Here is an 11,546-nt window from a genome sequence, read left to right as displayed (position 1 = left end):
GCACGGAGACCACCATGAACAGAACGACTCCGGGACTGTCCCGGCGAGGCTTCCTGCAGATCACCGGCGCCACCGGGCTGGCCGCCGCAGTCACCGCCTGCGGTGCCGGCGGGAGCTCGTCCGGCGGCTCCACTGGCAAGCTGACCGTGCTGTGCGAGTCGGGAGGCCACGCCGAACTGACCAAGATCGCTGCAGCGTTCAAGAAGCAGACGGGACACGGCGTCACCTTCGTCGAGCTGCCCTACGACGGCCTGTACAACCGGCTCAACAGCGAACTCTCCGCGGGCTCCGTGTCGTTCGACCTGGCCGCGCTCGACGCGATATGGCTGCCGACCTTCGCCAACGCCCTCCAGCCGCTCGACGACCTGTTCACCTCCGCCGTGCGGGCCGATCTGTTTCCGTCCCTGGTGGACGGGGCCCGGATCAAGGGCAAGTACGTCGGCATGCCGGCGTGGACCAACACGGAGATCCTCTTCTACCGCAGGGACCTCTTCGAGAACGCCGCCGAGAAGGCGGCCTTCCAGAAGAAGTACGGCTACGAACTCGCGCCGCCGAAGACCTGGCAGCAGTTCCAGGACACGGCGAGCTTCTTCACCCGGGGCACGAAGCTCTACGGCACCGACGTCAAGGGCGCCGTGGAGACCGAGTGGCTCGCCCACGTGCTGCAAGCCGGATCCCCCGGCGTCGTGCTCGACGACTCCGGGAAGGTGATCATCGACAACGCGCAGCACGTCGCCGCGCTGAAGTTCTACTCCGACCTCAACAACCGCCTGAAGGTGAGCCCGCCCGGCGCCGCACAGATGGACTGGGCCGGTGCGCAGAACCTGTTCAACCAGGGCAAGACCGCGATGATGCGGTTCTGGGCGCACGCCTACCCTCTGATCCCCAAGGACTCCCCCGTCCACGGCAAGGTCGGCGTCGCGCCGATGATCGAGGGCAGCGCCGGGATCGGCGCCATCCCGGGCCCCTACTACCTGTCCATCCCGAACGCGGGCAAGAACAACGACCTGGCCAAGCAGTTCATCAAGTTCGCCTACGACAACAACAAGCTGGCCATCGACTCCTCGCTCGGCCTCGCGGCCCGCAAGTCCGCGTACACCGCCTACGCCGGCAAGCCCGGTTACGAGCACTTCAAGGCCCTGCTGACCACGCTGGACGGCCCGGCCACCAAGTCGCGCCCCGCAAGCCCGAAGTGGCAGCAGATCGTGGACACGGTCCTGGTGCCCACCATCCAGAAGTCCCTCACCGCCGGCGCGGACTACGCCGCGCTGCTCGCCAAGGCTCGTCAGGAGGTGGAGAGGCTTGTCCAGTAGCACCCAGCCCCTGGTACGCAAAGTGGTCTCGCCACCGGCGAAGGCCGCGGGGCGCCCGCGCAGGCGGCCGATGACGGACAAGCAGTTCGCCCTCGCGCTCATCCTGCCGGCGGCCGCGTTCCTCGCCATCTTCGTCGCCTGGCCGCTGGTCAAGCTCGTCATCGACAGCTTCTACGACATCGCCCCCCTGGCGGGCACCCGCCGCTTCATCGGCCTCGCCAACTACACCGATGCCCTGACTTCGCCGGATTTCCTGCACGCGTCACTGCGCACCCTCGCCTACACGGTGATCGTCGTGACACTGGAGTTCGCCCTCGGGCTCGGTGCCGCCCTGCTGTTCAACTCCCTCGGACAGCGGTCCCGGGTGCTGCGTACCGTTTTCCTGTACCCGCTGATGATCGCCCCCGTGGTCGCCGGTCTGCTCTGGCGGTTCCTGCTGATCGACAACTTCGGGCTCGTCAACGCGCTCCTCGTGAAGATCGGCATTCTGAACAGTCCCTCCGACATCGGCTGGCTGTCGGATCCGCACATCGTGCTGGCGTCGGTCTCGATCCCCGATATCTGGCTGACCACGTCGTTCATGACCCTCGCGCTCTTCGCGGGCCTGCAGAACATCCCCGGCGACGTCCTGGAAGCGGCCCGCCTCGACGGCGCCAACTACCGCCAGCAGCTGTTTCGGATCATCCTGCCGCTGCTGCGGCCGGTCATCGCCGTCGCGCTGATCGTCCGCGGCATCGACGCGGCCCGCGCTTTCGACACCATCGTCATCCAGACCAACGGCGGCCCGGAGTCGGCGTCGACCACGCTGAGCCTGCTGATCTACCGCACGACCGTGCGCTTCGGGGAGCAGGGTCTGGCCTCGGCGATGGGCACCCTCTACTTGCTGGCCGTGCTCGCCGTCGCCTTCGTGGCGATGCGCATGATCTGGCGGCCCGGAAAGGGAGAGTCATGACCGCCGTACTGGACCGGATCGCCACCAAACGGTCGCTGCTGTGGGCGCTGCTGTTCGTGGTGGTGGCCCTGTACGCCTTCCCCTTCCTGTACCTGCTGCTCACCTCGTTCAAGACGCCGTCGGACGCCCTCGCGGTCCCGCCGACGATCCTGCCGAAGACGTGGAGCCTTCAGAACTTCACGCAGGCACTGGACACCCCCGGTGTGACCGCCGCATTCATCAACAGCGTCACCACCGCGGTGCTCAGCACCGTCATCTCCCTCGTCCTCGCGGTGCCCGCGGCCTACGCGGTGAGCCGGTTCGGGACGGTCAGCGGCCGGGTGTTCATCGTGGTGGCCCTGGTGACCAGGATGGTCCCGCCGGTCGCCATCGGCGTGCCGCTCATCGGGATGATGAAGACCTTGCACCTGACCGACACCCCGCTCGGGACGGCCATCGCGCACACGACCATCTCGCTTCCGCTGTCGATCTGGCTCCTGGTCAGCTTTTTCGAGGCCGTGCCCGCCGAGCTGGAGGACGCGGCCAAGGTCGACGGGTGCAGCCGGTTGGGCGCCCTGATCCGGGTGGTCCTCCCGGTCGTCTCGGGCGGCGTCTCGGTCACGGCGATCTTCGCCTTCCTGGCCTCGTGGAACGAATTCCTCTTCGCCCTGCTCCTGACCGCGGTGAAGGCCCAGACCGTGCCGATCCTCATCGCCAACTTCCAGACCCAGTACGGCCTGCAGTGGGGACCCATGACGGCGATGGCCACCCTCTACTCGATCCCGGTCATCCTGCTCACGCTCGTCCTGCAACGGCGGATCGTGGCCGGCCTCACCCTGGGCGCGGTCAAGGGCTGACCGGACTGCGCCTACATCATCCCCGGCACTCCCCCGGGGCCAGCCGCACAAGGCGGTCCCGGCTGCACAACCGAAAGGACACCTGATCCATGTCCGTCCCCTCCTTCTCCCTCGGCGAGGACCTGCTCGGCCGCGCCGCCAAGCGCCGCCGCTCCCGCTCCGCCCGCGTCGCCAGCTGGGACCACACCGGCCTCAACGAGGACGCCTTCATCGTGATGCCGGGCGAGACCGCCGTCCTCGCCGACCTGGAGGGCCCCGGCGCCATCACCCATCTGTGGTTCGTCCAGGGCTGCCGCGTCATCCTCGGCCCCGGCCTGTTCGACGCCCGTCAGGCGGGCACCGCCATGGTCGAGTTCAACAACGCGCTCGGCTACAACTGGGAGGTCAACGACCCCGACTACTACCGCAAGGTCGTCATCAAGATGTACTGGGACGACCAGGAGCACCCCTCCGTCATCGCCCCGCTCGGCGACTTCTTCGGCGTCGGCAACTCGATGCCGGCACGCTTCCAGTCGATGCCCTTCACGGTGTCCGTCAAGGACGACTCCGAGCGCGTCTACGGCGGTCCCGCGGCCTTCAACTGCTTCCTGCCGATGCCGTTCAACCGCCGTGCCCGCATCGAGGTCGAGAACCAGGGCGAGCACCCGTACGTGCAGTACTTCTACATCGACTACGAACTCTTCGCCGAGGATCTCCCCGACGACACCCTCTACTTCCACGCCCATTGGCGCCGCAACAATCCCTGCAACGGCTGGGGCCCCGACCTCCAGGTCAACAGCCTGGAGACACAGCTGCCCAACCTGGACGGCAAGGAGAACTACGTCATCCTCGACACCGAGGGCGCCGGCAACTACATCGGCTGCGTCCACACCGTCAACCACTTCACCAGCACCTGGTGGGGCGAGGGCGACGACATGATCTGGATCGACGAGGACTTCAACAAGGACGGCACCACCAGCTGGCCACCGTCCATGCACGGCACAGGAGGCGAGGACTACTTCAGCCACGGCTGGGGCATGCAGAAGATCAACTACCCGTTCCAGGGCACGATCATCCACGAAGAAGACGTCCCCGGCCTTCAAATCCATTACCGCTTCCACCTCGCCGACCCCGTCCGCTTCAACGAACGCATCCGCGTCACCATGGAGCACGGCCACGGCAACCACCTCGCCGACGACTGGTCGACCACGGCGTACTGGTACCAGACTCTCCCCGCCCCTCGACTCGACATCCTCCCCGTTGAGCAACGCCTCCCCCGCAAGGCCGAAGGCCCCAGCATGAAGGACCTCCCCACGGTCGACCGCACCACGCTCACCCTGGAGCGCCAGCGGATGCACGCGCAGCGCGACGCCCGCATGGCCGACTTCACCGCCCAACGCGACGAGTGGTTCGAACGCCGGGCCATCGAGTCCCGTGAACGCGCCGTGAAAAACAAGGAGTTCGCTGCCGAAGTGCGTGCCAAGTTCCTCGCCAACGCAAACCGCTGATCTCTCTCGCTGCCAACCCTCGGGTTCCGTCGGGGCGGTAGCGGCACCAGCCTCTACGGGCCAGCTCCGGCGAGGCGCATCCATGATGGTGCCGGGGCCGCCCCGCTGGAAGCCACTGGTCAGCACCAAGGTGGGCACCACACGACCCCACCCGTTTCCCGGCAGCATGCGCGCAGCGATTGTCGACGAGCAATCGGAAGCTTTTCATCACCGATGAGCTCGGCTGTCTGCCGCTGCCCGAGGACGGTGCCTCAGCCGTTCCAGGTGGTCAACAGAGTTATCTCAAGTCCAGCACATATGGGTGCCGTGCCGAGCTGGTCAGAAGTGGGTGACGATACCGAATGCCTGTCGGAGCTGGGCCATGTCGTGGCGGTCGTGGTCGGCCGGTTCGTAGCCCTGGTGGAAGTAGACCTGCTGCTCGGGTGACAGGCAAGGAACGGTGATCCCCTGGATCGTGCCGGTGACGAAGCACGAGGCGGGATAGACGAACGGGTGTTCAGGGTCGGGTGACGCCTGGGCTGCGGACCCGTCAGTGGCGAAGGTCAGAGGGTGCAGATCGATTTCTCGACCGTGGGGGTCGGTGACGACGAACCGCACGGGCCTCCAGTCGAGCGTCTCAGCGAATCCAGCATCGTCGAGAGCGGCCATGACGGCGGACTCTTGGTCTGTGCGGTGCTTCAGGTCCAGGTCACGGTGCTGGCGGGTTTGCTCACCGATCAGGGCATCGATGCCCCAGCCACCGCCGATCCAGATGTCGATGTCCGCATGCCGCAGCACGGCGAGGATGGAGAGTACGTCGTCCGCTTGCATCACCTCGCGGACGTTAACGTTGATCACCTCGCCGGGCGAGTGGTTTTGCTGCCGCACGGGGAAGCCGCCCGCTCCACGATCACCAACCGCGTCACTGACATCGTCCCGCTCAGACGCCTCCAGCGAGCTTCGGCTGACCGACACCGATCACCGGGCCCGCCGACCTGACGGTCGGCGGGCCAACAACGGTCAGGTCACCAGCGCAGCTCGTCCAGTTCGCCTCCGATCGCATCTCGCAGCACGTCATGCTGGGGACCAAGCCTGAACTGCTCATCACTCCACCGCTCACGCGGATACAGCCACACCGGCCTGCCCACCAACTCGGCTGGCTCCCACTCGTACCGGGGCCAGACATGCGCGTGCAAGAACGAGTCCATGTGCAGCAGGATTTCAGCGTCAGATACCGCCCGTAACACCCACACGGCACATAATGCGCACGCACAAAACCGCAGATCAGGAGCCCTTCGCAGCCGGTTCGAGGATGGCAACGCACTCCACGTGATGCGTCATCGGAAAGATGTCGGCCTGGACGCAGTCAGGAAAGCAGCAGGTCAGAGATGCTTTTGGGTCCCGAGTGAGGACCGCCGGGCGCCCGGAGCGTCAAATGAGCGTCATGGTCCTACGTCGGTTCGGTATCGGCAATCACGGGGCCAAGGTGATCCACATGTAGTGATCGCCGAAGAGTCACGTCTGCTGGTGCGCGACGTAGCACTTGGCGAGGAACTCGACGAAGTGAGTGCCCTGGTCCGCCGGACCCTGATAGTTCTTGACCTCCGCGCAAAACTGGTCGCCATGGCACGGAGCGCCCCGCATCGACCCGCCCAGTCCGGGATTCTCACCCCACCGGCAGTACAGCAGCCCTCGCGCCGGACCTCCGCCAAGAGAAGACCGTGAACAGGCCCGCGCGTCGGTGCCGGGAAGTAACCTGAACAACTCAGGTGTGTGACCGTGATGTTGTCGCCCGAGCAAGGTGCGGACGGCACGGAGATCGGCGACGGGAGCGGCGGAGCTGTGGCGTACCGGGTGCGGGAAGTGGAGATCGGCGGCGAGACTGTCCTCGCCCGAGTGGAGACGCTCGACCCGGACGAGGTGGATCTGCGTAAGCGGCTCACCGAATACGGCGAGGAGGAGGAGGTCACGGCCCTCGACACCCTGATGGAACGGGTCGACAGCGTCCAGCGGGTGATCCGGTCGGTCGGCACCTCCGTGCTCGAAGCCGCCCGCGAGGCCGCCCACCCCGACGAGGTGAGCGTCTCGTTCGGTGTCGAGCTGGCGGCCAAGTCCGGCAAGGCGGTCGCGTTCCTCGCCGACGGCGAGGCCAAGGCCGCCCTCAACGTCACGCTCACCTGGCGGCCCGGCGATCGGAACAACGGCACGACCGCCGGTGCGCAGGGGAATGCCTGACCAGATTCCGCGCCTGGACCGGCTGGCCAGGGCGGCAACGGCGGCGATCGGTGCACAGGACGGCAAGCACTGGGGATCCGCCGGGCTGATCGCACCCGGCTGGGCGCTGACCGCAGCCCATGTGGTCCGGGCCGCGGGGGCCGCCCCGTACACCGTGACCCTGTGGAACGGCCGCTCGATCTCGGCGAGGACCGGCTATCTGCTGTCCGGGGTGCCCGACAGCGGCCCTGTCCCCGCAGAGTCGGACATCGCTCTCGTACGCCTGCTGGAGGACGACACCGATCACGCCTGTGTCTGGCTCAGCGACCGCGGCGACCCGCCCTCGCGCGAGGTGCGGGCCTACGGCTGGTACGTCGCCGGCGGCAAGCGCGGCGAGGAACTGCTCGACTGGAACGGCGTCTGCGTGGTCGCCGGGAACGACGGTCCCTACAGCTTCCGCCTCGGCCCGCAGACGGAGATTCCGAAAGGGTCTTCCGGGGGACCGGTCATCGACCTCTCGCAGGGCGCCCTGGTCGGCCTGACCAAGGCCAGCAGACGCACGTCCGAGGGCGACATCAAGGACGGCGGCCGGGCCGTGCGCAGCACTCTGCTGCGGGAGTTCGTCAGCCCCGTCGTCGTGGACCCCGATCATGTCCTCGGGCCGGACCCGTACCACGCCCTGGTCTGCGCCCATGACCGGTGGCACGCCGAAAGCGACCTCCGCGACGGATGGACGGACATCCAGGGCGAGCTGCCAGGCAACGGTCTGCCGGACAGCACCACCTCCTGGTCGCCGGGCGACCGGCTGGAGCTGTTCGAGCTGCTGGCCGCTCTCCCAGCGCCCGACGACCCGACGCTGGTGCGGAGCCTGCTGCGCGTGGTGTTCCACAACCGCGCGAAGTTTCCGGCCACCACCGCCCTCCGGCACTGGCGGGACGGGCACGGCGAGATCCATCAGTACCGGATGCAGTTCACGATCGAGGCCCTGCCCTATCTGCGGTACGCCAAGCTCGTCGCCCTCGCCGTCGCATCGACGCCGGGCGCGGCGTCCACGGCAGCCGACCTGGACCGCTGGGTGGGACGCCGCATGCGCCGCCTGGGCCTGGAGGCCGACGTCAGCGTGGGCGAGGTCACCCTGCCCGGGCGGGTCGACGGAGACATCACCGTGCAGGGCGGAACGAACGCCATGGGGATCCTGGTGCACTCCGGCGGGCATGCCCAGGACCCGCCGCTCACCGCAGAGCCCGTACAGGTCGGCATCCTCGACGCCCGGCCGGGTGACGGGCCCAGCGTGCTGCTGGAGCTCGAACCCGCCCTCTGGTCGCCCTCGGTCGCCTTCCACTGGCGGCTGCGGGTCCTCGACCCCGAGCAGGACGACGACGCGGTCGTCGACGCCGACGAGAACGGCGACGGGGTTCCGCCGGACGACCTGCCGCTCCGGCTCCAGCGCCCGCTGGCCCGGCTCTTCCTCCAGCTGGACACCCCCGAACGCCACGCCCCGCTGGAGGTCGTCCTCCCGACCGAGCACTTCGACCTCGCCGTACAGCACTGGCTGCCGCAGGCCGCCGTCACCGATCTGGACCTCTCGGACCCCGCCTGCTGGCCGCTGGGCGTACGCCGGCAGGTCGTCGTACGGGACGCGTCCCGCCGAGGCGGCGTCGACCCCCTATGGGAGATGCGGTGGAAGGAGACGGCCGCGGCGGCGCCGCTGCGTGCCCTGCCGACGCCGCAGCCCGGCCGGCTGCTGCGCCGCGCCGGTCTCGCCGGTGCCGGGCCCGACCAGGTCCCGGTGGTCTGCCGGCCGGCCGCCGACGCCACCGGCCGCGAGGTCCTGCGCCTGGCTCTGGAGAGCGGACACGGCGTCTTCCTGTGGAACGCCGGGCCCCACCCTCCGGACGGATGTGACGAGCGGTGCCGCAGCTTCAGCGGCAACGCCGCCCGGCTGCTGGCGGACGCTGGCTCCGCAGCCGAGCTGCCCGAGCGGCTGCGCGTCCTGCGCGAGCGGATCCACCGCCGCGATCCGCACGCCTACTGGGCCAAGCCCCTGGCCCTGATGTACGACGACGCCGACCGGCCCCTCGCCGAGCCCGCAGGTGTTCTCGACGCACCCTGACCCTCGCCTGCACTCCGCCGCCCCCGCTTCCCGCACCGAAGGAGTTCCGTGAACAGCGACTGGTTCATCTACCAGGGCGTGAGCGAACCGCACGACGGCATCAGCCGGCTGCCCCCGCCACCCCCCTGGCGCACGTTCGACGGTGAGCTCGCGGGGTCACCGCCGGCCCCCCCGCTCGACAGCGCCTCCACTCGCCGGCTCGGTACGTCCCGGGGCCGGTTCGCTGTCCGTGGCCCGCTTGACGAACTCGAACTGATCAACGCGGCCCTGTATCTGCGCCGCCCGCTGCTGATCACCGGCGACCCCGGCACCGGCAAAAGCACGCTCGCCCACTCGATCGCGCACGAGCTGAAACTCGGCCGCGTGCTGCAGTGGCCCATCGTCAGCCGCAGCACGCTGCGCGACGGGCTCTACCAGTACGACGCCATCGGCCGGCTCCAGGAGTCCCAGCTGCCCGGCACCACCGACACCGGCATCGGCCGCTACCTGCGGCTCGGTCCGCTCGGCACCGCGCTCCTGCCCTCAGAGCGGCCCCGCGTGGTGCTGATCGATGAACTCGACAAGGGCGATGTCGACCTGCCCAACGACCTCCTCAACGTGCTGGAGGAGGGGGAGTTCGCCATCTCGGAGCTGGAGCGCGCTCGCCGGGACGACGAAGGCGGGACGGTTTCCGTACTCACCCACGACGGGTTGTCCGCGACGGTCGTGGACGGGCGCGTGCGCTGCCGTGAGTTCCCCGTGGTGGTGATGACCAGCAACGACGAACGCGACTTCCCCGCCCCGCTGCTACGCCGCTGCATCCACCTCGACATGCGCACCCCGAACGCCGACCGGCTCGCAGCAATGGTCCAGGCACACTTCGGCAGCGCGTCCGCGGAGGAAAACGAGGACATCATCGAGCGGTTCCTCTCCGCGTCGCCCGGCGGGCTGCGCGCCGCCGATCAGCTCCTGAACGCGATCTATCTGACGCAGTACAGCGCTCAGGAGGATCCTGTGGGGCGCGAGCGCCTCGCGGACCTGCTGATGCGTCCGTTGGGACCGGGCCGGCCATGAGCACGGAGCCGGGAACGCCCGGAGGCGCGCGGCCGGGGGAGAGGGGGACGCCCCCGCGCCAGGACACCGCACAGGCCCGCCCACCGGTGGAGGAGCTGGTGCGCAGGCTCACCGGCGCGGGCCTGTCCACGGCCCCTGACACGGTCGCGGACGCTCTGTGGCTGGCCCGGTTCGTCACTCCTTCCCCCACGGGACCCGGAGACGCCGGGACGGAGGCGCCGCCCCCCGCGCCCGGGAACGCGCCCGCCGCGTCCGCCGACGCCCCGCCGCCCCCGCCGCTGCCCGACCTCGGTACCGGCCCGGAGAAGGAACATTTGGTGCGCGTGCGGGCGCAGGCCGGCCAGGCCGCCGCCCCGGTCGGCGTCCAGCTGCCGGGCGGCACCGCGTTGCCGGACACCCAGCCGCTGCGCCGCGCCCTGCGCCCGCTCCGGCACTACAGCCCGCCGACGGGGGCGCCCTCCGATCCCGCGCTCGACGAGGCCGCCACAGCCGAACTCGCCGCCGAGACCGGCTTCCTGCTGCCCGTACTGGAGAGACGGGACCGGCCCGCGGCGCGTCTCCAGCTCCTCATGGACGTCTCCACCTCGATGGCGCCCTGGCACCAGCTGCTGCGCGAACTCCGGCGTGCCTGCGGACGTTCGGGCGCCTTTCACGACATCGCCGTGCACTACCTGCACGAACTCCCCGGCACCGGGACGGTCGTGGTCTCTGGCTCCCCCCGCCCGGACTCCGTGTCCACCCCGGCCACCGGACTCCGCGACACAGCCGGGCGGACGATCACCCTGCTCCTCTCCGACTGCACGGGCCCTCTCTGGCGCAGCGGCCGCATGCAGCGCGACCTCCACCGGCGGGCGCAGGCCGCACCCGTCGCCGTACTCCAGCCGCTGCCGCAGCGCATGTGGTCACGCACCCACCTGCCGCCAGTCCCGGGCACCCTGCGACGGCAGGAACGCAGTGCCCGCTGGGACTTCCGCGCCCACGGCCAGGAGCCGCCCGATCCGGCGTCGAACGCACTCGCCGTCCCAGTCCTCTCGCCGACGCCTTCGGCGCTCGGGGCCTGGTCCCGCGTGCTGGCGGGCACTACCCCGGTGGTCAGAGGAGCCGCCGCCTGGGTGCTTCCCCGCCACCTGGCCTCCCGTGCACCGAGGGCCGCTACGGCCGTGAGCGACCCCGCACGCCTCCTGCGCGCCTTCTTCACGGCCGCCTCACCCGACGCCGTCCGGCTCGCGCACTACCTGGCGACCGCCCCCCTCATCCTTCCGGTCATGCGCCTCGTGCAGCGGGTGATGCTGCCCCACACCGGCCCCTCCGAGCTGGCGGAGGTGCTGCTCAGCGGCCTCCTCGTACGCCGTCCCGAGGCATCGGCCGACATCGACGACATCTTCTTCGACTTCCAGGACGGTGTGCGGGAGCAACTGCTCCACAGGGTCGACCGCGGCGAGGCCGCCCTCGTCCTGCGCGAGGTCTCGCACTACGTGGAGCGCCAGTTTGGCCGTGGCACCCGGAACTTCCCGGCGCTCGCCGCGACTTACCTCGACGGCACCACCGGACACATGAGCGACGCGGCGGGAGCGGGCGAGGAGTACGCGCACCCCGCCG

Annotated in this window: 8 protein-coding genes and 2 pseudogenes; 8 read left to right on the top strand and 2 right to left on the bottom strand. The window is 69.4% G+C overall.

Annotated elements, in window-relative coordinates:
* Nucleotides 1-14 precede the first annotated feature (14 nt).
* The 4 genes from ACFPZJ_RS12780 to ACFPZJ_RS12765 all read left to right on the top strand — a co-directional run bounded on the left by ACFPZJ_RS12780 (nt 15) and on the right by ACFPZJ_RS12765 (nt 4,588).
* Nucleotides 15-1,313, top strand: a complete 1,299-nt coding sequence (locus ACFPZJ_RS12780; protein ID WP_381020630.1) for an ABC transporter substrate-binding protein — start codon at nt 15-17, stop codon at nt 1,311-1,313.
* The gene (locus ACFPZJ_RS12775; protein ID WP_381020628.1) at nt 1,303-2,265 is read left to right on the top strand and encodes a carbohydrate ABC transporter permease; all 963 of its coding nucleotides are present in this window, start codon (nt 1,303-1,305) and stop codon (nt 2,263-2,265) included. Before ACFPZJ_RS12780 ends, ACFPZJ_RS12775 begins: the two co-directional genes overlap by 11 nt.
* Nucleotides 2,262-3,101, top strand: coding sequence for a carbohydrate ABC transporter permease (locus ACFPZJ_RS12770; protein WP_381020625.1), 840 nt, complete (start codon nt 2,262-2,264; stop codon nt 3,099-3,101). The genes ACFPZJ_RS12775 and ACFPZJ_RS12770 overlap by 4 nt, the downstream gene beginning before the upstream one ends.
* An 89-nt stretch (nt 3,102-3,190) precedes the next feature.
* Nucleotides 3,191-4,588 (top strand): glycoside hydrolase family 172 protein, encoded by a 1,398-nt coding sequence (locus ACFPZJ_RS12765; RefSeq protein ID WP_381020623.1) that lies wholly within the window; start codon nt 3,191-3,193, stop codon nt 4,586-4,588.
* Between the two features lie 318 nt (nt 4,589-4,906).
* Here ACFPZJ_RS12765 and ACFPZJ_RS12760 read toward each other — a convergent pair whose 3' ends face one another.
* A complete protein-coding gene (locus ACFPZJ_RS12760) occupies nt 4,907-5,398 on the bottom strand; it encodes a nucleotidyltransferase domain-containing protein (RefSeq protein ID WP_381021301.1) in 492 nt (163 codons plus the stop codon).
* Nucleotides 5,399-5,592: 194 nt separating this feature from the next.
* Nucleotides 5,593-5,790, bottom strand: a pseudogene (locus tag ACFPZJ_RS12755) (diadenosine tetraphosphate hydrolase); the annotation flags it as partial.
* 559 nt (nt 5,791-6,349) lie between these two features.
* Here ACFPZJ_RS12755 and ACFPZJ_RS12750 point away from each other — a divergent pair.
* The 4 genes and pseudogenes from ACFPZJ_RS12750 to ACFPZJ_RS12735 all read left to right on the top strand — a co-directional run.
* A complete protein-coding gene (locus ACFPZJ_RS12750; protein WP_381021300.1) occupies nt 6,350-6,802 on the top strand; it encodes a CU044_2847 family protein in 453 nt (150 codons plus the stop codon).
* Complete coding sequence (locus ACFPZJ_RS12745; RefSeq protein ID WP_381020621.1) at nt 6,795-8,894, top strand: VMAP-C domain-containing protein; 2,100 nt, start codon at nt 6,795-6,797, stop codon at nt 8,892-8,894. The genes ACFPZJ_RS12750 and ACFPZJ_RS12745 overlap by 8 nt, the downstream gene beginning before the upstream one ends.
* A 48-nt stretch (nt 8,895-8,942) precedes the next feature.
* Nucleotides 8,943-9,947 carry a MoxR family ATPase gene (locus ACFPZJ_RS12740; RefSeq protein WP_381020619.1) on the top strand — a complete coding sequence of 335 codons (1,005 nt, stop codon included), beginning with the start codon at nt 8,943-8,945 and terminating at the stop codon, nt 9,945-9,947.
* Nucleotides 9,944-11,431 (top strand): annotated as a pseudogene (locus ACFPZJ_RS12735) (SAV_2336 N-terminal domain-related protein); the annotation flags it as partial. The gene ACFPZJ_RS12740 and the pseudogene ACFPZJ_RS12735, both read left to right, overlap by 4 nt.
* Between the last annotated feature and the right edge of the window lie 115 nt (nt 11,432-11,546).

It is taken from the genome of Streptomyces bullii (genome assembly GCF_042657145.1).
Taxonomy (GTDB): Bacteria; Actinomycetota; Actinomycetes; order Streptomycetales; family Streptomycetaceae; genus Streptomyces; species Streptomyces bullii.
This window is presented reverse-complemented; position numbering and strand designations above follow the sequence as displayed.

Bases quoted from the DNA above. Each gene is read 5' to 3' on its own strand.
- ACFPZJ_RS12780 (WP_381020630.1), top strand. From the start codon at position 15: ATGAACAGAACGACTCCGGGACTGTCCCGGCGAGGCTTCCTGCAGATC.
- ACFPZJ_RS12770 (WP_381020625.1), top strand. From the start codon at position 2,262: ATGACCGCCGTACTGGACCGGATCGCCACCAAACGGTCGCTGCTGTGG.
- ACFPZJ_RS12765 (WP_381020623.1), top strand. From the start codon at position 3,191: ATGTCCGTCCCCTCCTTCTCCCTCGGCGAGGACCTGCTCGGCCGCGCC.
- ACFPZJ_RS12760 (WP_381021301.1), bottom strand. From the start codon at position 5,398: ATGCAAGCGGACGACGTACTCTCCATCCTCGCCGTGCTGCGGCATGCG.
- ACFPZJ_RS12750 (WP_381021300.1), top strand. From the start codon at position 6,350: ATGTTGTCGCCCGAGCAAGGTGCGGACGGCACGGAGATCGGCGACGGG.
- ACFPZJ_RS12745 (WP_381020621.1), top strand. From the start codon at position 6,795: ATGCCTGACCAGATTCCGCGCCTGGACCGGCTGGCCAGGGCGGCAACG.